Source organism: Ruegeria sp. SAZD011, from assembly GCF_059612545.1.
Genome location: NZ_JBXWQU010000001.1, coordinates 135,189 through 155,515, shown reverse-complemented (window position 1 = coordinate 155,515; position 20,327 = coordinate 135,189). Strand labels below are relative to the sequence as shown.

The 20,327-nt window shown below is 64.8% G+C and carries 21 protein-coding genes; 10 read left to right on the top strand and 11 right to left on the bottom strand.

The genetic code is table 11. The annotated features are described in order from the left end of the window. The 9 genes from AC2FLM_RS00775 to AC2FLM_RS00735 form a co-directional block, all read right to left on the bottom strand. Window positions 1-164 (bottom strand): 2Fe-2S iron-sulfur cluster-binding protein (locus AC2FLM_RS00775; RefSeq protein ID WP_496854795.1); only part of this gene is annotated, 164 nt, incomplete at its 3' end. Window positions 165-242: 78 nt separating this feature from the next. Next, window positions 243-1,244, bottom strand: a complete 1,002-nt coding sequence (locus tag AC2FLM_RS00770) for a molybdopterin-binding protein (protein ID WP_496854784.1) — start codon at window positions 1,242-1,244, stop codon at window positions 243-245. Then, window positions 1,241-2,209, bottom strand: a complete 969-nt coding sequence (locus tag AC2FLM_RS00765; protein ID WP_234215944.1) for an XdhC family protein — start codon at window positions 2,207-2,209, stop codon at window positions 1,241-1,243. The genes AC2FLM_RS00770 and AC2FLM_RS00765 overlap by 4 nt, the downstream gene beginning before the upstream one ends. Window positions 2,210-2,387: 178 nt before the next feature. After that, entirely contained in the window at window positions 2,388-2,981 is a 594-nt protein-coding gene (locus tag AC2FLM_RS00760) for a YeeE/YedE thiosulfate transporter family protein (protein ID WP_496854782.1), read from the bottom strand. A gap of 3 nt (window positions 2,982-2,984) precedes the next feature. Continuing rightward, complete coding sequence (locus AC2FLM_RS00755; protein WP_234143594.1) at window positions 2,985-3,536, bottom strand: YeeE/YedE thiosulfate transporter family protein; 552 nt, start codon at window positions 3,534-3,536, stop codon at window positions 2,985-2,987. Between the two features lie 101 nt (window positions 3,537-3,637). Next, window positions 3,638-4,789: a hypothetical protein gene (locus AC2FLM_RS00750; RefSeq protein WP_496854780.1), complete on the bottom strand. Its 1,152-nt coding sequence runs from the start codon at window positions 4,787-4,789 to the stop codon at window positions 3,638-3,640. After that, entirely contained in the window at window positions 4,767-5,357 is a 591-nt protein-coding gene (locus AC2FLM_RS00745) for a hypothetical protein (protein WP_496854778.1), read from the bottom strand. The genes AC2FLM_RS00750 and AC2FLM_RS00745 overlap by 23 nt, the downstream gene beginning before the upstream one ends. 1 nt (window position 5,358) lies before the next feature. Beyond that, on the bottom strand, window positions 5,359-5,631 hold the full coding sequence (locus AC2FLM_RS00740) for a hypothetical protein (RefSeq protein ID WP_496854776.1): 273 nt from the start codon (window positions 5,629-5,631) through the stop codon (window positions 5,359-5,361). Window positions 5,632-5,767: 136 nt separating this feature from the next. Beyond that, the gene (locus AC2FLM_RS00735; RefSeq protein ID WP_234136213.1) at window positions 5,768-7,030 is read right to left on the bottom strand and encodes a vWA domain-containing protein; all 1,263 of its coding nucleotides are present in this window, start codon (window positions 7,028-7,030) and stop codon (window positions 5,768-5,770) included. Window positions 7,031-7,133: 103 nt separating this feature from the next. Here AC2FLM_RS00735 and AC2FLM_RS00730 point away from each other — a divergent pair, with 103 nt between their 5' ends. Next, entirely contained in the window at window positions 7,134-8,051 is a 918-nt protein-coding gene (locus tag AC2FLM_RS00730) for a trypsin-like serine peptidase (protein ID WP_496854773.1), read from the top strand. A 93-nt stretch (window positions 8,052-8,144) separates the two neighbouring features. Here AC2FLM_RS00730 and AC2FLM_RS00725 read toward each other — a convergent pair whose 3' ends face one another. Continuing rightward, window positions 8,145-9,053: an AAA family ATPase gene (locus AC2FLM_RS00725; protein WP_496854771.1), complete on the bottom strand. Its 909-nt coding sequence runs from the start codon at window positions 9,051-9,053 to the stop codon at window positions 8,145-8,147. A gap of 231 nt (window positions 9,054-9,284) precedes the next feature. Here AC2FLM_RS00725 and AC2FLM_RS00720 point away from each other — a divergent pair, with 231 nt between their 5' ends. From AC2FLM_RS00720 to AC2FLM_RS00695, 6 genes are all read left to right on the top strand, one after another. Beyond that, window positions 9,285-10,337, top strand: coding sequence for a glycosyltransferase family 2 protein (locus AC2FLM_RS00720; RefSeq protein ID WP_496854769.1), 1,053 nt, complete (start codon window positions 9,285-9,287; stop codon window positions 10,335-10,337). Next, window positions 10,337-11,023 (top strand): sulfotransferase, encoded by a 687-nt coding sequence (locus AC2FLM_RS00715; protein ID WP_496854767.1) that lies wholly within the window; start codon window positions 10,337-10,339, stop codon window positions 11,021-11,023. Before AC2FLM_RS00720 ends, AC2FLM_RS00715 begins: the two co-directional genes overlap by 1 nt. Then, window positions 11,023-13,404, top strand: coding sequence for a glycosyltransferase family 2 protein (locus tag AC2FLM_RS00710; RefSeq protein WP_496854765.1), 2,382 nt, complete (start codon window positions 11,023-11,025; stop codon window positions 13,402-13,404). Before AC2FLM_RS00715 ends, AC2FLM_RS00710 begins: the two co-directional genes overlap by 1 nt. Before the next feature lie 3 nt (window positions 13,405-13,407). Then, window positions 13,408-14,106, top strand: coding sequence for an FkbM family methyltransferase (locus AC2FLM_RS00705; protein WP_234221537.1), 699 nt, complete (start codon window positions 13,408-13,410; stop codon window positions 14,104-14,106). Between the two features lie 6 nt (window positions 14,107-14,112). Then, a complete protein-coding gene (locus AC2FLM_RS00700) occupies window positions 14,113-15,192 on the top strand; it encodes a glycosyltransferase family 2 protein (protein ID WP_496854762.1) in 1,080 nt (359 codons plus the stop codon). Between the two features lie 85 nt (window positions 15,193-15,277). Continuing rightward, on the top strand, window positions 15,278-16,237 hold the full coding sequence (locus AC2FLM_RS00695) for a phosphoadenosine phosphosulfate reductase (protein WP_496854760.1): 960 nt from the start codon (window positions 15,278-15,280) through the stop codon (window positions 16,235-16,237). Here the strand turns inward: AC2FLM_RS00695 and AC2FLM_RS00690 are convergent. After that, complete coding sequence (locus tag AC2FLM_RS00690) at window positions 16,228-16,668, bottom strand: Rv1443c family protein (protein ID WP_234221534.1); 441 nt, start codon at window positions 16,666-16,668, stop codon at window positions 16,228-16,230. The genes AC2FLM_RS00695 and AC2FLM_RS00690 overlap by 10 nt on opposite strands. A gap of 105 nt (window positions 16,669-16,773) precedes the next feature. Here AC2FLM_RS00690 and pyrC point away from each other — a divergent pair, with 105 nt between their 5' ends. From pyrC to AC2FLM_RS00675, 3 genes are all read left to right on the top strand, one after another. Beyond that, window positions 16,774-17,814: a dihydroorotase gene (gene pyrC / locus AC2FLM_RS00685; protein WP_496854758.1), complete on the top strand. Its 1,041-nt coding sequence runs from the start codon at window positions 16,774-16,776 to the stop codon at window positions 17,812-17,814. A gap of 77 nt (window positions 17,815-17,891) precedes the next feature. Beyond that, window positions 17,892-18,569 (top strand): orotate phosphoribosyltransferase, encoded by a 678-nt coding sequence (locus tag AC2FLM_RS00680; protein ID WP_496854756.1) that lies wholly within the window; start codon window positions 17,892-17,894, stop codon window positions 18,567-18,569. Window positions 18,570-18,765: 196 nt separating this feature from the next. Then, window positions 18,766-20,256 carry a replicative DNA helicase gene (locus AC2FLM_RS00675; RefSeq protein ID WP_234221530.1) on the top strand — a complete coding sequence of 497 codons (1,491 nt, stop codon included), beginning with the start codon at window positions 18,766-18,768 and terminating at the stop codon, window positions 20,254-20,256. Window positions 20,257-20,327 lie beyond the last annotated feature (71 nt).

Here is a 20,327-nt window from a genome sequence, read left to right as displayed (position 1 = left end):
ACCCCGTCAACATGCACCACGCATGCCCCGCACTGACCCGTGTCACACCCAACATGCGTCCCCGTCAGCGACAACCCTTCCCGCAAAAAATCAACCAGCAAATCACGGGACTCTACCGACCCTGCAACCTCTCGGCCGTTAACCTTCATCTTGACTTCAGGCATGACATTCCTCCCCGTTATGGCATTCATTGATGATGACTAAATCACGGGAGTCTCTGTTTGAGAACAGAAAATAGCCGCTCACCCCCGGCGCCCGGCGCGGGGTTGCGGGCGGGTCGGGATCTCCTTGAGCAACCCTCCGACCCCCATCGCGGCGATATCGCGGCCGGTGACCTCAAGCCCGCAGGCCACGCGCGACAATACCCAATCGGCGCCGTTGAGCGCGGGTGAGCGGGCGCAGCCCGGCAGGCCGATTACCGGGCGCGCGCCCAGAGCACCCAGAAACAGCAGGTTGCCCGGATCGACCGGCATGCCGAACCGCTCGACCACGCCGCCCGCACAGCGCAGGGCGGCGGGGGCCACGTCCTCGGGGTCCGAAGTGGCCGAGCCGGTGAGGATCAAGACCATGTCGCCCCGAACCTCGGAGATCGCCGCCGCAAGCTCGGCACCGCGATGGGGCACCAGCCGCAGGTCGTCAAGCGTCAGGCCCAGCGCCTCGATCCGACCCCGGATCGCGGCGATGCCCTTGTCATTGGGCGGACCGCCGGGAATGTCGGTGACCACCAGCCCGGCGCTGCGCAACACCGGCGCCGCAAGGCGGATCGCGCCACGTGCCGCATCTGCCGCGCGGTCGACATCGGCCTGCGGCACCGCGTAGGAGATCACCTTGATCGTGGCGACCATGCCGCCCGGCCCCATCTGCTGATGCTGCGGCACCGTGGCCACGGTGATCATGGGGTGCACCAAGTTGAAACGCTCGATCGCGTCGACGTCGAGGCAGACCACGCCCGGCCCGTCCGCAAGCAGGTTGACGCGACCGGTAAAGGGCGCGGTCACCCGCAGCCCGGCGACACCCGGATCGGGCGCCAGCGCATCGGCCAGTCGCCGGGCGGCGGCATCCTCGTGACAATCGCCGGGGTCGAGCCGCGCCACGATCACCTCGGCAATGCCCGCCTGAGTCAGCTGTTCCAGATGCTCGGACTCCAGCCGCAGCCCCTTGCGCAGTTTCTTCGACCCCGCCTGCACCGAATGGGCCAGGATCGCGCCGTCGGCCCCGGCCACCGGGACAGGGCCGAACCTCATGCCCGACCCCGCAGCACCGCCGTCATCTGCGCCAGGATCGCCACGGCGATCTCGGCCGGGCCCGCCGCCCCGATATCGAGGCCGACAGGCCCGTGAATGCGCCCGATCTGGGCATCGGTGAACCCGGCCTCGTGCATGCGCGCAACCCGTTTCGCATGGGTCCGGGTCGAACCCAGCGCGCCGATATAGAACACATCCGCCGCCAAGGCAGCCTCGAGCGCGGGGTCGTCCAGCTTGGGGTCATGGGTCAGCAGCACCAGCGCGGTGCGCGCATCAAGACCCAGTTTCGAAACCGCCTCGTCGGGCCAGTCATGCAGGATCGTCTCGCCGGGAAAGCGCGCGTCGCTTGCAAAGGCCTCGCGCGGGTCGATCACCACCGGATCATAGCCCGCGATGCGCGCCATCGGCACCAGCGCCTGGGCGATATGAACGGCCCCCACCACGATCAGCCGCAGGGGCGGGTTGTGCACGGCGACAAAGGTGCGCCCGTCCTCTTCGAAGCCGGACCGGTCCATCCGCATCCGTTCGCGATAGCCATCCCGTACCAGCGCCCTTGTGCCGCGCGCAGTGTCGACCACATAAGCCAGCGCCTGACGCGAGGCGCGGGCATCGACCAGCTCGGCCAGCATCGGTTCGGGCAGCACGCTGCCCACCGGCTCGACCAGCACGCGGATGGTACCGCCACAGGCCAGACCCACGGCAAAGGCGTCCTCGTCGCTGACCCCGAATTCCAGCAGCCGAGCCTCACCGTCCTCCAGCGCTTCCAGCGCCTCGACGATCACCGCGCCCTCGACACAGCCGCCCGAGACCGATCCCTCGATCCGGCCATCGCCGCCGATCGCCAGTTGCGCGCCCACCCGGCGCGGGGCGCTGCCCCAGGTTTCGACCACCGTGGCCAGCGCCGCGCCCAGCCCCTGCCGGTGCCAGGCCAGCGCGATCTCGGGTGCGTTGTCAAATCGTTCCATGCATGCCTCCACCCGATCAGTATGGCGTGCGGCGCGGCCAATTCAATGGTGCGAAAGTAGGGGCGAAGCAATTGTGACGACAAACGAAATGCGGCCCGGCGCGAACACGAACGCCGGGCCGCGGATGCATGGCCAGGGAATTTGCGCGAGAGCCATGCACCGGGATATGAAACCGCGCCTATTCGGCCGGAGCCGTGCGCGGCACGCCCGCCCCCATCAGCCGATCCGGCAGGGCAAAGGCCAGCACCACAAAGCCCAGCCCCAGCACCAGACCCAGAATGTCGCCCGGCAGCGCCGTCATGCCCTCGTATTTCGACCCGGGTACGGTGCCCAGCGTCACCGCGCCCCCGGCGATCTTGTCAAGCAGGCCGCTGGCCTTCCACGCCGGATAGGTCACCATATAGGCCGCGGCCCCCAGCAGACCGCCGGCGATGAAGAACCACGCGTCCTTGCGCCCTGAGGCCGCCGCGACAACGCCGGTGCCGGGGCAATAGCCCGCCGCAGCCCAGCCCGCGCCAAGCATCAGGCCCCCCAGAAAGACACCGACATAGGCCGTCTTGACCGACATATGGCCCACATCGACCAGGCCCAGCATCTGGCCGCCGAACATCAGCGCCGATCCGGTGCCGATCGCCAGCAGGATCGCCTTGGCCAGACGCAGGTCGGTCAGGTTCAGCATGCGGTTGATCACGTTCGGGTTGGCGGCGCCGACCCGGTCCAGCACGGCGCCAAAGGCCGCCCCGATCACGATTGCGAGAATGATCGACGTCATGGCTCAGACCTCCTTGCGAAACATCAGGATGGAAACGGGAATGGCGGCGGCAAAGGCCCCGGCGGCAAAGATGTAACCGCTGAGCGCCGTCTGCATCATGCCAGACATCATGTGGCCCGAGGTGCACCCCCCGGCCAGACGCGCGCCATAGAGCACGATGAAACCACCCATAAAGGCCACTGCATAACGCTTGACCGCGCTGTCACCGAAATTGGCCCGCCAGAGCGCGGGGATTGCCCGCTCGGCCCGATCAAGACCGCCGCGCGCCATCACCGACAGGAACCCGCCCAGCATCATCGCCAGTACGAAGACAAAGGAATAGTTGAGCGGATTGGCCACCGACTTGGCATATTTGCCGCCTGATTTGGCCAGATAGGCATTGGTCGAGGTATAGCCCTCTTCGGTCTTGGTCACGAGGTCCGGCATCACCGCGTCGGCAACGATCCCGTCAAGAATGACAAACTGGGTCGAGACCCCGATGGGCTTGACCAGCAGCACGGCGGCAAAGAAGACCAGCCCCAGAAGCAGCCCGCCGATTTTCCAGTTGAGTGTCATGGCACTCCCCCTTGCAGATTCATATTCTGCATCACGAATACATCACATATTCGAGTTCCGGCATGACATAGATCAAATTGGCCGCATCGGCGGCCCGGGGTTCAGGCCGGGCCGCGTGCGGCGGGCTTTTGTCCCAGTTCGGCGTCGATCTCGCGGCTGAGCGCGTTGGCGCGGTCGGCGATGTCGTCCAGCAGGCCGATGCGGGCGATCTGATCCTGCCGTCCGGTCCACAGGCCAGGCGGATACCCCAGCCGCCCGGCCAGGCTCACCACCTCGGACCAGGCGTGATCGAGAAACGGATCGACCTGGGCGCGGCTCAGCCCCGTTGCCGCCTGCACCGTATCGGCCAGCCCCACCGACAGCCGGATCGCCCGATGCAGCGCCGGGGGATGCCCGCCATCATACTGCGCTCGGGCGTTGGGGGCGGCCCGGTCGAGCAGCATGAACAGGGTCACCATGCCGGTCAGGTGCAGAAACAGCTCGCTGGTCATGTAGTCGGGATCGGCAAAGCGCGGCGTCTCTCCCTCGGCCCAACTGGCAAAGCCGGTGGCGTTCAGGCACATGTCGACCGCGCTCAGATCGGCATCGAATTCAAGCAGCCGCAACAGGTCTGCCACCGCCCCGGACCCACCGGCCATTGCCAGCCCCTCGTCGACAAAGCCCTGTCCGCCAACCGCGCGCAGCCGGGCAATATGGTCGCGCCCGTGATGTGCGATCTCGTGGAAATAGACGAATTCCACCGCGCGGCCATAAACCTCCTTGAGATAGGACAGCGGGTCGGTCCCATCACCGCCGGTCACCTGCGGAAACAGCCGCACGCCGCCCGGCGCGGGCGGTGGCGGGCGCAGATCGGCGGCCTGCCAGCCGAAGCGGTCGGCCAGAAAGCGCGACCCGCCCAACAGCATGTGCAGCGCGTTCCACAGGCTCCGCAGCAGCCCGCCATGCAGAAAGACCGCGCGCCGGGCGCCATGCTGGATGGCGCGTGCATTGATCCGGGGCGAGGCCGGCAGCAGCCAGGTCTGACATCGGGCGATCCGCGGCTGAAACCGGTGCTGATCCAGATAGAGCCGGTTGACAGCGACGACATGCCCGGCCAGCGCCAGCGCCGGGTCGTGGCCTTGCATCGCCGCGTCCGGCTCTATCGCGCCGCCCGAGCCGGAGGCGTACTGATGCGCCACCCAGAAGGCGCGGTCACTGTCCCGCGTCGCGCTCATCCGGCGCGCGCCGCCATCAGCCGCGCCCCGCGATGACACCTGCCGGATCCTCGATCCAGACCCGATAGACCTCTGCCTCCTCCGACCAGCGCATCAGACCGGGGGGCGTGGTCCGCCGGTCGATATTTGCCAGAAAATTGCCGAAATCGTCGTTGAACATGGGCCCGCTCAGAATGGGGAGGCTCCGATACGCGTCCGGGATGCCGGACAGGTCGACGACTTTGCCCAGGTTTTGGGCCGTCTTTTGGACAAGCGGCCCCAGCGGCGTGTCCGGCTGAATGTTCAGGTTGAAACACCCCTCGTTTTCGAGGCCGCGCGGCACCCGTCCGAGGTACCGGTCATACAGCCAGAGCGTCACCAGAATGACGCCCACGCCACAAGCAATGAGCGCAAGTTGGGCGATAGCCAGACGATTATCGGCCGGTGGCTGCGTCATCAGCCCAAGCCCGACAGCGCCCGAGATGACAAGATCGAGCACACCGGGAAGGCCCAGCCCGATCATGACCAACCCGATCCGCGCAAAGGCCACATATCCCCTGCCCGGAAATTTCCGGCGCAGCATCAGCAACAACAGGACAAATCGTTTCAGGTTCTCGTAACTGAACACGCTACATCCCCCGAACGTGATCCTCGGCGCTGCCACCGCCGCGACCGCTTTCCGGGTTCAGGGCCGTCATCTTTACCCGGCCATTCGCACTGACAAAACTCGCGCGCCCACCGGCAAGGTGAAAGTTCCGTTCGATATCGTCAAAATAGGCGGGCCCCGCCAGCGCGCGCAACGTCGCTTTCAACGCCGCGGCGAACCGTTCCACATCCCCGGTTATGTCGCTGGACAGCGACATGCAAACGGATTGGGCCTTGCCATCCTTTATGAAACACATCGGGGTCTGTCCGGGTTCGCAACAGGCCCTGCCGCCGGGCGGATCCTCGCAATCGACGCAATTCAAAACCATGGCCGCTCCATTCAAATCCGAGGAACTATACACCCGGAACGCGAACGATCAATTCAACCCGAGGTCATTCCTCCAGCCGGGCCAGCAACCGCGCCTTTTCGCCCACATCGTCGGGGCGCGAGATCACCTCGGCCAGTTCTTCGAGCGAGGCGATGGAATGGCCCGCGCGGAAACTGTCGACATGGGGCAGCATGGCGCGGATGCCGCGCGCCTTGGGGGCAAACTCGGACCAGCGCAACAACGGGTTCAGCCAGATCAGGCGGCGCGAAGACAAATGCAGACGCTCCATCTCGGCGGCAAGCGCGTCGGGGTCGTCACGGTCGAGCCCGTCGGTGATCAACAGCACCACCGCGCCCTGCCCCATCACCCGCCGCGACCAGTCGCGGTTGAAGGCATGAAGGCAGGCGCCGATGCGGGTACCGCCCTCCCAGTCCTGCGCCTCGGCCCCGGCGGATTTCAGCGCGGCGTCGACATCGCGCTGACGCAAGTGCCGTGTGACATTGGTCAGCCGCGTGCCAAAGGTAAAGGCATGCACCTTGGCCCAGCCCTGCCCCTTGGCATTGGATACGGCGTGGAGAAAATGCAGGACCATACGACTGTATTGACTCATCGAACCGGAAATATCGCAAAGCACCACAAGGTTGGGCCAACGTGGGCGCGGTTCTGCCCGGGCAATATCGCGCAGCTCGCCACCCTGGCGCATGGCGGCGCGCAGGGTGCGGGCGCGGTCGATGCGGGGCCCCAGCACCGCCGCCTGCCTGCGCCGTGACGGGATCGGCTTTACCGGCAACGTCAGCCGGGCCAGCATGCGCTTGGCGCGGGCGATCTCCTCGGTGCTCATCTGTTCGAAATCGAGCGTCTTGAGCTTTTCCTCGGCCGACATGGTGAGCGAGGCGTCGACCTCGATCAGGGTTTCCTCGCCCTCCTTCTCGGGTTCAGGTTCCGGCAGCTCCGGCTGGTTCCCGTCGAGCAGAGCCTCGGCGGCGCGTTTCTCGGCGGCCTGGGCGCTGCGTTCCTCCTGCACGCCACGGATGGCGGGCAGCATCATCGACATCATGTGTTCCAGATAGCGCGGGTCACGCCAGTAGAGGCGGAAGACCTGGGCAAAGACGGCGCGGTGTTCGGGGCGGTTCACGAAACAGGCGTGAAGCGTCCAGTAGAAATCGCGTTTCTCGGTAAATCCGGCCGCCTCGACCGCGCGCACCGCGTCGATGACGCGGCCCGGCCCGATCGGCAATCCCGCCTTGCGCAGGGCGCGGGCGAAATGGGTGATGTTCTGGGCCAGACGCGGATTTTCCGGCAGGGCAAGCGGGGCGTATTCAGGCATGACACCCGCCTGCGCTGTTTCGAAAAGCCGTTTTTCGTGCTATGCTGGCACAATTCATCAAGACCAAATTTCTTTCTTTCACCCTGCATTCAAAGGACAGACCATGAGCGATCTCCTTACCACCCATGCGCTGCTGGCGCCCGAGGCGCAGCATCCCGGACACTCGGCCCTGTGTATCGAACGGTTCGGCGATATCGCCGCGACCACCGGGTTCAGGCCCGGCCTTGAAAGCGCGGACAATCTGGCCGAAACCAGCGTCTCGGGCTTTGCCGAGGCCCGCGAGGCCAGCGCCGCCGGAATGCCCGACGACGAGCTGGATGCGCTGATGCATGGCAGCGGCTTTCAGACCGAGGTGGTGATCGGCCTTGACGACCGTCTCCGCATCAGCCCCGCCAATCTCTGGCCCTGGGCGGTGCATGGCCATATGGAGATGACCTTTCCCGATGGCCGCCGTTTCATCGGGTCGGGGACGATGGTGAACCGCCACCATGTGCTGACGGCGGGCCATTGCGTGTTTTCGCGCGACAGTGGCGGCTGGGCGACCGAGGTGATCTTTCAGGCCGCGCGCGACGATGGCGCGCTGCCCTTCGGCACCAGCCGCGCCGTGCGCCTGCTGTCCGTGGCGGGCTGGACCAATGGCGAGAACCCCGAATTCGACATGGGCATGCTGATCCTGGGCGACGAGTTGGGCGACCGGACCGGCTGGCACGGCATCGTCACCGGACCCGAGGCGATGCTCTCGAACCACCGCGTCAACGTCTCGGGCTATCCCGGCGACAAGGGCGGGCGGACGCTGTGGACCCACAAGGACGTGATCAAGTCGGTCACCGACACCAAGGTGTTCTATGATATCGACACCGCCGGGGGCCAATCCGGTTCGGGCGTCTGGTCGGTCTGGGACGGGCACGCGGGCGAGAAGGTCTGCGCCATCCACACCACCGGGTCGCAATCGGGCAATGGCGCGGTGCGGATCGATCGCGACAAGTTCGACCGGATCACCGGCTGGATGGCGCGCCACTGAGCGCGGCCCGGTCGCGGGGCCGCGCCTAGCCATGGGCGCCGCGTGGGGGCGCTGCCCCCACACCCCCGGAGTATTTCGAACCAGAAAGAAGCATCAGGCGGGTTCCAGCGAGGCCTTGGCCTGATCCAGGATGCGTTTGGCCTCGGACCCTTGCAGTTTCTGGATGTCGTCCTGGTATTTCAGGATCGCGCCCAGCGTGTCGGCTATCACCTCGGGGCTCAGGTCGATCACGTCGAGCGCCAGCAGGCATTTGGCCCAGTCGATGGTTTCCGCCACGCCCGGTTTCTTGAACAGATCCTCGGTGCGCAGGGTCTGGACGAAGGCCACCACCTGGCGGCTGAGGGTCTCGGCGGCCTCGGGCGCGCGGGCATGCAGGATTTCCATCTCGCGATCGAAATCGGGATAATCGACCCAGTGATAGAGGCAGCGGCGTTTCAGCGCGTCATGCACCTCGCGCGTGCGGTTCGAGGTGAGGATGACGATGGGTGGCTCGGGCGCCTTGATGGTGCCAAGCTCGGGGATGGTGACCTGGAAATCCGAGAGGGCCTCCAAAAGGAACGCCTCGAACGGTTCGTCGGTGCGGTCGAGCTCGTCGATGAGCAATACCGGAGCGCCCGCCGGATCCGGCCGCATGGCTTGCAGAAGCGGGCGTTCGATGAGGAAGTCATCCGAAAAAAGCTCGGTCTGGAGCGCACTGCGGTCGGCGCCGCCAGCGGCCTCGGCGGTGCGGATGGCGACCATCTGGGCGGGGAAATTCCAGTCGTAGACGGCCGAGGCGGCATCAAGCCCCTCGTAGCATTGCAGGCGGATCAGGCGGCGGCCCAGGGCGGCGGCGATGGCCTTGGCGATCTCGGTCTTGCCCACCCCGGCCTCGCCCTCGAGAAAGAGCGGCCGCCCGAGGCGCAGCGAGAGGAACACGACCGTGGCCAGCGCCCGACCGCAGACGTAGCCCTGTTCGCCCAGCATCTGTTGCACCGCGTCTATGGATGGCGCCTGTGTCATGTCTGTCCCCGTTCCCTGTGTCGCGCCCAATGGGGCATCACCGGCGCGCCCGCGTCAAGCGGCAGAGGGGCGGTTTTGCGACACAAGGACTGCGACGATAGTCTAACTCTTAGGGGTCTGTTGACGCTTGTGCGCGCAAATGTCATGACATTGGAAACAATCGGAGGGCGGGAAAACCGCCCGCAAACAGGCGATGACAGCAATCTATTCCAGGGCAACCGGGGCAAGTGCATGCGGATAACGGCGGTGACCTGCGTCAAGAACGAGGGGCCGTTCCTGCTGGAATGGATTGCGTTCAACCGGTTGATCGGGGTCACCGATTTCCTGTTCTATTCCAATGACTGTTCCGATGGCACCGACCGGCTGCTGGATGCGCTGGCCGCCGCTGGCTCCGATCTGGCGGATCTGTGTGGCAACGTGGTGCATCTGCCCAACCCGGCAGAGGGGCGCAATTACCAGATGGAGGCGCTGAAGGATGCCGCCCATCGCACCGTGGTACAGGCCGCCGACTGGGTCTGGATCGCCGATGTGGACGAATTCCTGAACATCCATGTGGGCGACAACACAATCCCCGCGCTGATCGCCGCCTGTGGCGACCCGGCGGCGATCTCGGTGCATTTCCAGTTCTTCGCCAATGACGGCATCGACGGGTTCGAGGACCGGCCGGTGATCGCCCAGTTCACCCGCTCTCACAATCCCGACATCTGGTGCGGCGAGACCGCGATCGAGGTCAAATCGCTGACCCGGCGCGACTTTCCCTTGCAGTATTTCGGCGCGCACCGGCCCTTTTTCAGCAAGAAGCAGGGCAAGAAAAAGGGGCTGGCCTGGGCCGATGGGTCGGGCCGGCAGGTGCCGCACAAGTTCCTGGTCGCGGCCAATCCGCGCCGCATCCGCAAGTTTCCGGCCAAGGGCGCGCGCGACTTCGCGACGCTCAACCATTACGCGCTGCGCTCGCTGGACAGCTACCTGGTCAAGAACGACCGGGGCGATGTGAACCGCGAGAACCGGGCCTTTGACGACAGCTATTGGCGCGAGCGCAACGATCCGGCCTGGCAGGATACCAGCATCGCCCGCTACCTGCCGGCGCTGGAAGCGGCCTTGGACCAGATCAAGGCGCATGGCGACATCGGCGCGCTGCACGCGGACGCGGTACGCCTGCATCGTGAAAAATGCGCCGCGCTGCTGAAGCAGCCCGCTTATCGCCAGATGCAGGCACAGTTGCGAGCCGCCTCGACCCTGCCACCGGGCGAAGAGGCGCTGCTGCAAGAGATGGGGATGCTGTGATGGCGCGGCTCAGGGTAATCAATCTGGGCCTGCCCAAATCGGGCACCACCACGCTGGGCGTGGCGTTGCGCGCCTCGGGGCTGAAAGTGGCCGACTGGAAGGTGCGCAAGTTCCAGTCGACCAACCCAGAGGTGGCGCGGCATTTCCTGGGCGACCTGATGTATCGCGGCTATTTCGAGACCGGCGATCCGCTCCACCTTCTGGATGAGTTTGACGCACTAAGCGAGATCAACGTGGTGGGCGGCGAACTGAACCGCTGGCCGCAGACCGACTGGGGTCTGCTCGAAGCGATCATAGAGCGGCATCCGGGGGTGAAATTTATCCTGTCCTATCGTGACCCCGAGGCGCAGGCCAACAGCATGATCCGCTGGACCAATCTGGGCCGCAAGCGGCTGCGCATCTTCGACGTGCCGGGCCTGCCAGGCAAATACGGTCGGGCGCCGGCGGATATCGTGCGCTGGATCGATGGGCATAACCGGTTTTGCCGACGGGTGTTCGCGGGCGATCCGCGTTTTCTGGAATATGACATTCTCGACCCCGAAGCGCCCGCCAAGATCGGCGCCTTTCTGGACCTGCCAATCCGTTGGTGGGGCACGGTGAACGAGAACCCCGAAACCGGCGCCGAGACCGTCACCGAAACGGTGTCCGGACCCGAGGCACCCACAAGCGAGGATCCGGCCCGCTGATGCGTATCGTCCTTCATATCGGTCCCGAGACCACGGGTGCGGACCGCATCCAGTCGATCCTGTCGGATAAACGCGAAGGGCTGAAATCGCAGGGCGTGCTGTTTGCCCGCAGCCCCGGCAACCGCAACCACATGCGGCTGTATATGGCGGTGACCGACCCCGACCATGTGGACCCGTTCCGCTATAACCGTGGCTATGCCGCGCCCGAAGCACAGGAGGTGCTGCGCAATGCGATGATCGAAGGGCTGCGCGCCGAGGTCGCCGCCACCCGCCCCGACACGCTGATCCTGTCGGCGGCACAGATGGCCAGCTCGATCCACCGCCCATCCGAAGTGGCGCGGCTGCGCGACCTGCTTGCACCTCTCTCCGATGACCTCCAGGTGGTCGCCACGGTGAGCGACCCTGCGCGCATGTTGCTGGATCACTATGCCGCGCAGGTCTCGGAAGGCCGCGCCGCGCCGCTGGAGCAGGAGCTGGAGTTGATCGGCACGCCCAGCTGGTGGCAGGCCGCCATCGCGGCGACGCCCCACATCGACCCGATCCGGGGCATGTTCGAAGAGACGCAGGGACCAGCCTTCTGGCTCGACCTCGTCGGGCTGGTGGCCCTGTGGGAAGAGGGGTTTGGCACCGGAGCGGTGCGGCTGTTTTCGCACGATCCTGACGATCTGGCCGGCCCCGGCGCGCCCGAACTGGTGCGCGAGATGTTCGGCATCACGCGCGGCATCGGACGGGCCGAGCCGACCTTGGCCGCCCCCCTGCCCTCGGCCGCCACCCTGTCGCGCCAGCGCCGTTTCAACGAATTGCTGCTACGCTACATGGCCAATGGCGACAAGGTGGTCACCCGGCAACTGTGGCGCAGCCTGCTGGACGAGCTGACCATCGACGGCCCGCCCCCGGCGCCGGATGGGCTGGCCGCGATATCGGCCCGGTTCGAGGCCGCCAACAGCGCCCTGATGCTGGACCATCCCGGCCTGAACGAGGAGCAGTTCACCCCGCCGCCCGCCGCCGACTGGGTCGAGGCCGATCCCGAGCGCGGCTTTCGCGCCTCGCAATACCTGCTGGCGGCGCGCTGGCGGATTGACAAGCTGAGCGCCGAGCAACTGGCGCTCAGGGCCGAGCAAGTGGCGCCCGCACCCGCCGAAACCGGGCCTTCCCCGGCCCCACGGCCCCAGCCCGAGCCCGAAAGCGACAATAGCCTCAGCGAGACCGCCCGCCGGCTGATGCCGCCGCTGGCGGTGCAGAATTTCGAGAAGCTGCGCAAATCCTCCTACGCGCCGCATAACCGCATCGGCGCGGTGGATGAGGAGCAACTGGCCGCTGCCTTTTCTCCCGCCAAGCCGCGCAAGCTGGCCAAGGGCAAGACCGGCAATATCATCGTCGGCTGCATGAAGAACGAGGCCCCCTACATCCTCGAATGGGTGGCCTATCACCGCGCCATCGGGGTCGACAATTTCCTGATCTACACCAACGATTGTTCCGATGGCACCAGCGAGATTCTCGACCGGTTGCAGGACCTTGGCGTGCTTCAGCACCGCAACAACGACAAGTGGAAGGGCAACTCGCCCCAGCAACACGCGCTGAACCAGGCGCTGAAGGAACCGGTGCTGAAAAACAGCGACTGGATCATCCATATCGACGTCGACGAGTTCATCAATATCCGTTGCGGCAACGGCACGCTGGACGATTTCTTTGCCGCCGTACCCGAGGCCACCAATGTCGCGATGACCTGGCGTCTGTTCGGCCATAATGGCGTGACCGCATTGAAGGACGAATTCGTCATCGACCAGTTCGATGCCTGTGCGCCCAAATACTGCCCCAAGCCGCATACGGTCTGGGGCTTCAAGACCATGTTCCGCAATATCGGCGCCTATGAGAAGATCAGTTGTCATCGCCCCAACAAGCTGGACGAAGCCTTTGAAGCACAGGTGAAATGGGTCAATGGCTCGGGCCAGGACATGACCGGCGAGGCGCTGAAATCGGGCTGGCGCAACTCCAAGAAATCCATCGGCTACGACCTGTTGCAGCTCAACCATTACGCCCTGCGCAGCGCCGAGAGTTTCCTGGTCAAGCGCCAGCGCGGCCGGGCCCTGCATGTGGATCGCTCGATCGGGCTGAACTATTGGATCCGGATGGACTGGAACGACCACCGCGATGTCACGATCAAGCGCAACCTGCCCCGGATGCGCGCCGAATATGACCGGCTGATGCAGGATGACACCCTGCGCGACCTGCATGCGGCGGGGCTGGACTGGCACCGGGCCAAGGCGGCCGAACTGCATGGCATGCCCGAATTCGAGCACCTGTACAAACAGGCGCTGGAAGTACAGCTGACCGGCACCGAACGGGTCGCCTATGCGCTGGCGCTGGATGTGGAGAGCTGAGCCATGGCAGACGGATCACAGACCCATGACGGCAAGTTCCTGACCTCGCGCGGGATGCGTTTTCCACTCGATACCGACATCCTGCCGAAACGGGTGCGACTGTTGCTGCGCACTGACGGGTACGAAGCCAAGGAGGCCCGCGCCGCCTACCGGATGATGAAAGAGGGCGACGTGGTGATGGAACTGGGCGCCGGTATCGGATTCATGTCGACCCTGATCGCCACCAAGACCCGCGCCGCCGAGGTGCATTGTTTCGAGGCCAATCCGCGCCTGATCCCCTATATCGAGGCGGTGCATGCCGCCAATGGCGTCACCAACGCCCATATCCACCACGCGCTGCTGGGGGCCAATCCCGGGCGGCGCACCTTCTACCAGCGCGCCTCGATCCTCGACAGCTCACTCGACCCGCTGCCCGAGGATGACGAAACGGTGGAAAAGGTGCAGGTGCCGGTGCGTGGCGCCGCCAAGGCGCTGGCCGATATCCGGCCCAGCGTGCTGGTCTGCGATATCGAGGGGGCCGAAGTGGAGCTGCTGCCGCAGCTTGACCTCTCGGGCCTGCGGGCGGTGTTGATCGAACTGCATCCGCAGTGGGTCGGCAAGGAGGGTATCGCGCAGGTTTTCGAGGCAATGCGCCGCGCCGGTCTGGTCTTCTTCCCGCGCTGGTCCCAAGGTAAGGTCGCGGTGTTTCGCAGCGATTGGTGAGGGCGCATGCGCAGTCTGGCGGTTCTGACGGTTCGCAACGAAGCAGCGTTTCTGCTTGAATGGCTGGCCCATCACCAGGCGGTGGGGTTCACGGATTTTCTCGTCTTTTCAAATGACTGCCAGGACGGCACCGACCAGATGCTGGACCGGTTGGCCGAGATGGGCGTGCTGGTTCATCTGCGCAATGATGGCCCCTATGACAAGGGGGGCATCCAGTTCACGGCACTCAAGGCGGCCTCGAAACACCGGCTGGTGAAACAGGCCGACTGGATCCTGCCGCTGGATGTGGATGAATTCGTCAACATCCATGTGGGCGACGGCAGCCTGTCGGCACTGTTCGAGGCGCTGCCGCGCGCCACTGCGATCACGCTGACCTGGCGGCTGTTCGGCAATTCCGACACGCCGCGTTACGTGGATGCGCCGGTGACCGGGCAATTCACCCGCTGTGCGCCCGAGATCATGTTCTGGCCCTGGCGTGCCTCGATGTTCAAGACGCTCTATCGCAACGACGGCACCTATCGCAAACTGGGGGTGCACCGCCCGCGCAACCCGGTGCCCGAGCGGCTGGAAACCTCGCACTGGTATGACGGGCACGGCCGCGCGCTGGACGAAATGTTCCGCGAGAACCGGATATTCTCCAGCTATGGCCGCCCCAATTACGGGTTGGCCCAGCTCAACCACTATCCGCTGGGCGCGATGGAGAGCTACGTACTCAAGGCCGATCGCGGCCGCGCGGTGCATTCCGAGCACATGCTGGACGTCGATTACTGGGTCGAGCGCAATTTTAACACCGATAGCGACGACTCGATCCTGCGATATGACGAACGCAGCACTGCGTTGCGCCAGGCCCTGCTGGCCGATGCGAAACTGGCGCGGCTGCACAAGCGCGCGGTGGAATGGCGTCAGAAACGCTTTACCGACCTGATGAAGCAGGAACCCTATCGGGCGCTGTTCGCCCGGTTGCTGATGACACCCCCCTCGCGCCTGATCAGCGCGGCCTCGGCCCGCACGCTGGTGGGATTTGCCAATCTGGGCCGCATGGAATCCACCGGAGACGGTCCGGAAAACGACCCGAAACCGGCCTGAGATTTGCCCAATTTGGCCTCAATTCCCCTCTAGATCCTGTTCCCGAAACCTGCCCGCCACGAGGCCGGAGTATCGAGGACCAGTTATGCAGGACTCAAAGACGAGCATCGACGAATCCATCGCCGGGTTCCGTCGTGAGGTTTGGAAGCAGAAGCTTCTGGAACAGGCCGAGGCCGAGGGCATGGCCCAGGAACTGGGTCCGCGCCACTTTGCCACTTTCATCGACCGCGACCCCACTCTGATCGTGACCTTCGAAACCGCCGAGGGCATCCGCTCGATCTCGGAGACCCATCAACCTTTTGGCTTTGAACTGGTCAAATCCAAGGGCTGGTCGCATCTGTGCATTGTTTCCGACGGAGACACATGGTTCCGCGATGCCAAGGTCTATGCTTTTTTCGACCGGTTGATCGATGACGGCTTCTTTGAGGATTTCGACCGGGTCGTGTTCTATGGCGCCGGTCCCTGCGGCTATGCGGCGGCGGCCTTTTCGGTGGCCTCCCCCGGCGCGACGGTGGTGGCGGTACAGCCGCAGGCAACGCTTGATCCGCGCATGACCGAATGGGACGACCGGTTCACCGAAATGCGCCGGATCTCGTTCACCGACCGCTATGGTTATGCCCCCGACATGCTGGACGCGGCCGACCATGCCTTTGTCCTTTACGATCCTGCCGAATCGCTCGATGCGATGCACGCCACGCTGTTCGCCCGCGACAATGTCACCCGTCTGCGCATGCGCTATATGGGAGCCGAGTTGCAGGCGCGACTGTTGGACATGAACCTGCTCTACCGCATCCTCTTGATGGCCGGGACCGGCAAGCTGAACTCCAAGAGCTTCTTCAAGGTCTACCGCGCCCGTCGATCCTATCCCCGCTATCTGAAAGGGTTGGTGGCGGTGCTCGACCGGCAGAACCGGCCCTATCTGAACATGGTGCTCTGCCGCAACGTGATCGCCCGGATGCCCGCACGCCGCTTCCGCCGTCGGCTGGAAGAGCTGGAAGAGGACGCGCGTGCCGGAAAGTTCGCCCCGCCCCCCGGTCAGGCCTGAGCCCGCAACAACCGCTTGCGTACATGGTGACGCCAGGCATGGGTGATCCGCAGCCAGAACAACAGAAGCGGCGTCAGCCACCCCGCCTCGACCTCGATCCTGTCGACCAGCCGCGCGCCTGCGCCGGCGGGCAGAACCTGCAATTCATGCACCAGCCGTCGCAACCCGTGACCCGATTCCTCGGACACCATGCGCCGGGTGGCGGCATCGAACAGCGTGACCTCCATTCTGTAGGGCTGCGAGGGGAACAGGCCCAGCATCGACAGGTCGACATCGATCACCTGGCCCTGATGCACCGGCCCCGACGGCAGGTGATCCAGTCGCATCCATGGGTGGATAACCGCGTCCAGCGTATCCAGGTCGGTGACAAGCCCGAACAGCCGATCGGGGTCGGCATCGTAGATGTGATCGAGTAATAGAGTCCGGCGCATCCTGTCCCCCAGAGCCTCAAGACTGCCGCGCAGCCGGTCCCCTGAGAACCGCGCAAATTGCCTCGCCCCCTTTCCCGAATGCCGCACCTGTGCTAGCGGGTCGGCATGACCCAGAGCCTCACGATCCGCCGCCCCGACGACTGGCACCTGCATCTGCGCGACGGCGCGATGCTGGCCGCCGTCCTGCCCGAAACCGCGCGCCATTTCGCGCGCGCCATCATCATGCCGAACCTGGTGCCGCCGGTGGTGACCGGGGCACAGGCCGCCGCCTATCGCGACCGGATCATGGCAGCATTGCCCGAGGGCATGGCGTTCGAGCCGCTGATGACGCTCTATCTGACCGAAGACACCGATCCCGACGATCTGGCAGCAGCACATGCAAGCGGGTTGATCACCTCGGTGAAGCTTTACCCTGCGGGCGCCACCACCAATTCCGCGAGCGGCGTGAAGGACTTTGACAAGGTACGCCCGGTGCTTGAACGCATGGCCGAAATCGGCTGCCCGCTCTGCGTGCATGGCGAGGTCACGGATCGCGAGATCGACATCTTCGACCGCGAGGCGGTGTTCATCGACCGGGTGCTGGACCCGATCCGCCGCACGACGCCGGGACTGCGCGTGATCATGGAGCATATCACCACAAAGGACGGTGCCGATTACGTGGCGGCCAACCCCGAGGGCCTGGGGGCGACAATCACGGTCCAGCACCTCATGTTCGACCGCAACGACATGCTGGTGGGCGGCATGCGCCCGCATTACTACTGCCTGCCGATCCTCAAGCGCCGCCAACACCGCGAGGCGCTGGTCGCCGCCGCCACGTCGGGAGATGCGCGCTATTTCCTCGGCACTGACAGCGCGCCCCATCCGACCCAAGCCAAAGAGGCAGAATGCTGTGCCGCGGGTTGCTTCACCGCGCCCATCGCGCTCTCCTGCCTGGCGCATGTGTTCGAAGAGGCGGGTGCGTTGGACAAGCTGGAAGGCTTCACCTCTCTGCATGGCCCCGCCTTTTATGGCCTGCCCGTCAATACCGACACGATCACGCTCAGCAAGCATGACCCGCTCACTATCCCCAAGACCCTGCCCGCCGGGGACCACACCGTCACCGTGTTCGATCCGGGCGTGCCGCTGCACTGGCGGGTGACGGGGTAGCAAATTCTTCATCGAAGAATTTGCCCCAGAATTTTACTTAAAATTCTGGTCCCGCCCTTGAAAAACGGAACCTGACAATGATCCCTGCCTCTTACCCGACCCGCGAAGAAATCGCCTGCCTGACTGCCCGTATGCTGCTGGAAATCGGCGCGGTGAATTTCAACACCGAGGAGCCTTATATCCTGGCCTCGGGCCTGCCCTCGCCCAGCTATATCGACTGCCGCAAGCTGATCTCGTTTCCGCGCATCCGCGCGACTCTGATGGATTTCCTGACCGTCACCGTGATGCGCGACGCAGGGTTCGAGGCCTTCGACAACATCGCCGGAGGAGAGACGGCGGGCATCCCCTTTGCCGCGCTGGTGGCCGAGCGGATGGCGCTGCCGATGACCTATGTGAGGAAGAAACCGAAAGGTTATGGCCGCAACGCCCGCATCGAGGGCGCGATGAGCGAGGGCCAGCGGGTTCTGCTGGTCGAGGATCTGACCACCGATGGCGGCTCCAAGCTCTCGTTCGTCGATGCGATCCGCGAGACCGGGGCCAGCTGCGGCCATACGGCGGTGATCTTTTACTACGACATCTTCCCCGAGACGGAAAAGACGCTGGGCGATCACGGGGTTGCGCTGCATTACCTCTGCACCTGGTGGGATGTGCTGGCCGAGGCCCGCGCGCAGAAGGCCTTTGACGAGGTCACGCTGAGCGGGGTTGAGACCTTCCTGAAGGATCCGCGCGCCTGGCAGGCCGCCAACAAACGCTGACACCCGACGCGACGGCACCCGGGCGGCTCTTGGCCGAACAGCGCCATTTTGACACCAGATATTGACGCACCCCCTGCTGGTCCTTCAAGATACGGGGGGTGCGGAGATATGCACAGCATATCCCCAGAAAACATACAACTTGGCCGACTCGCGACGCTCGGCTATGACCTCTGACCCAAGAGGCGGTAGAGCAGACATGAACGAGATCACCACAATCGGACAGGCAACTGCCGAAGTCCAAAACCCGGACACCATGCCGCATTCGGTCGAGGCCGAACAGCAGCTCTTGGGCGCCATACTGACCAATAACGACCTTTATGACCGGGTCGCCCAAATCATCGGACCCGAACATTTCTATGACCCGGTGCATGCCCGCATCTGGGAAGTGGCCGCCGCGCGGATTGCCAAGAACGCTCTGGCCTCGCCGGTGACGCTGAAATCCTTCATGGCCGAGGATGCGGGGCTGGCGGAACTGGGCGGTGCGGCCTATCTGGTCAATCTCGCCGGCGCCTCGATCAGCGCCTTTGCCGTGCGCGACTATGCGCAGATGATCTATGACCTCGCGATCCGGCGCGAACTGATCCGGCTGGGTCGTGACATCTCGGACAAGGCGGCGCGCGTCGATGTGGCCAGCGAGCCCAAGGAGCAGATCGTCGAGGCCGAACAGAAGCTTTACAAACTCTCGGAACAGGGCCAGACCGACAGCGGATTCAAGAGCTTTCTCAAGGCGGTAACCGAGGCAGTCAATGTCACCAACCAGGCTTATCAGCGCGGCGGCGGCATGGCTGGCATCTCGACCGGGCTGGTCGATCTGGACAAGCAGCTGGGCGGGTTGCACCCATCCGACCTGATCATCCTGGCCGGGCGTCCGTCGATGGGGAAAACCTCGCTGGCGACCAACATCGCGTTCAACGTGGCCAAGGCCTATAAGCGTGGCCAGCGCCATGACGGCACCGAGGGCGCGGTGGATGGCGGCGTGGTGGGCTTCTTCAGCCTGGAAATGAGCGCCGAGCAGCTGGCGGGCCGGGTTCTGGCCGAGGCTTCGGAAATCTCCAGCCACAAGATCCGCCAGGGCGACATGACCGAGGACGAGTTCCGACGCTTCGTTAACGCCGCCAAGGATCTGGAGGCGTGTCCGCTGTTCATCGACGACACGCCCGCCCTGCCGATCAGCCAGCTGGCCGCCCGCGCGCGGCGGCTGAAGCGGACCCATGGGCTGGACCTGTTGGTGATCGACTATCTCCAGCTGTGCCGGGGGATGGCTGACAACCGGGTGAACGAGATCGCCGAGATCTCGATGGGGATGAAGGCCATCGCCAAGGAACTGAACATTCCGGTCATCGCGCTGTCCCAGCTGTCCCGCCAGGTAGAGAACCGCGACGACAAGCGGCCGCAACTGAGCGACCTGCGGGAATCGGGCTCGATCGAGCAGGATGCCGACGTGGTGATGTTCGTGTTCCGCGAGGAATATTACAAGGAACGCGAAAAGCCGGGCGATCACGAACTGGACCGGATGGAGGAATGGAAAGCCGCGATGGAACGGTTGCACGGCAAGGCCGAGGTGATCGTGGGCAAGCAGCGTCATGGCCCCATCGGCACGGTCGAACTGAGCTTCGAGGCGCAGTTCACCCGCTTTGGAAACCTCGTGAAGCCCTGGCAGCAGGGCGGCGACATCGCGGAATACTGAGGGAGCGTCCACGGGTATCGGGACCCCGTGCCGCGCCACCAGCAAATACCTGGAGAAGGGACGCAAAACCA

What these genes read in the sequence shown, in the direction of transcription:
- AC2FLM_RS00695 (WP_496854760.1), top strand. Translation starts at nt 15,278, where the DNA reads ATGCAGGACTCAAAGACGAGCATCGACGAATCCATCGCCGGGTTCCGT.
- AC2FLM_RS00770 (WP_496854784.1), bottom strand. Translation starts at nt 1,244, where the DNA reads ATGAGGTTCGGCCCTGTCCCGGTGGCCGGGGCCGACGGCGCGATCCTG.
- AC2FLM_RS00710 (WP_496854765.1), top strand. Translation starts at nt 11,023, where the DNA reads ATGCGTATCGTCCTTCATATCGGTCCCGAGACCACGGGTGCGGACCGC.
- AC2FLM_RS00715 (WP_496854767.1), top strand. Translation starts at nt 10,337, where the DNA reads ATGGCGCGGCTCAGGGTAATCAATCTGGGCCTGCCCAAATCGGGCACC.
- AC2FLM_RS00680 (WP_496854756.1), top strand. Translation starts at nt 17,892, where the DNA reads ATGATCCCTGCCTCTTACCCGACCCGCGAAGAAATCGCCTGCCTGACT.
- AC2FLM_RS00755 (WP_234143594.1), bottom strand. Translation starts at nt 3,536, where the DNA reads ATGACACTCAACTGGAAAATCGGCGGGCTGCTTCTGGGGCTGGTCTTC.
- pyrC (WP_496854758.1), top strand. Translation starts at nt 16,774, where the DNA reads ATGACCCAGAGCCTCACGATCCGCCGCCCCGACGACTGGCACCTGCAT.
- AC2FLM_RS00765 (WP_234215944.1), bottom strand. Translation starts at nt 2,209, where the DNA reads ATGGAACGATTTGACAACGCACCCGAGATCGCGCTGGCCTGGCACCGG.
- AC2FLM_RS00730 (WP_496854773.1), top strand. Translation starts at nt 7,134, where the DNA reads ATGAGCGATCTCCTTACCACCCATGCGCTGCTGGCGCCCGAGGCGCAG.
- AC2FLM_RS00675 (WP_234221530.1), top strand. Translation starts at nt 18,766, where the DNA reads ATGAACGAGATCACCACAATCGGACAGGCAACTGCCGAAGTCCAAAAC.
- AC2FLM_RS00700 (WP_496854762.1), top strand. Translation starts at nt 14,113, where the DNA reads ATGCGCAGTCTGGCGGTTCTGACGGTTCGCAACGAAGCAGCGTTTCTG.
- AC2FLM_RS00705 (WP_234221537.1), top strand. Translation starts at nt 13,408, where the DNA reads ATGGCAGACGGATCACAGACCCATGACGGCAAGTTCCTGACCTCGCGC.
- AC2FLM_RS00725 (WP_496854771.1), bottom strand. Translation starts at nt 9,053, where the DNA reads ATGACACAGGCGCCATCCATAGACGCGGTGCAACAGATGCTGGGCGAA.
- AC2FLM_RS00760 (WP_496854782.1), bottom strand. Translation starts at nt 2,981, where the DNA reads ATGACGTCGATCATTCTCGCAATCGTGATCGGGGCGGCCTTTGGCGCC.
- AC2FLM_RS00740 (WP_496854776.1), bottom strand. Translation starts at nt 5,631, where the DNA reads ATGTGTTTCATAAAGGATGGCAAGGCCCAATCCGTTTGCATGTCGCTG.
- AC2FLM_RS00690 (WP_234221534.1), bottom strand. Translation starts at nt 16,668, where the DNA reads ATGCGCCGGACTCTATTACTCGATCACATCTACGATGCCGACCCCGAT.
- AC2FLM_RS00735 (WP_234136213.1), bottom strand. Translation starts at nt 7,030, where the DNA reads ATGCCTGAATACGCCCCGCTTGCCCTGCCGGAAAATCCGCGTCTGGCC.
- AC2FLM_RS00720 (WP_496854769.1), top strand. Translation starts at nt 9,285, where the DNA reads ATGCGGATAACGGCGGTGACCTGCGTCAAGAACGAGGGGCCGTTCCTG.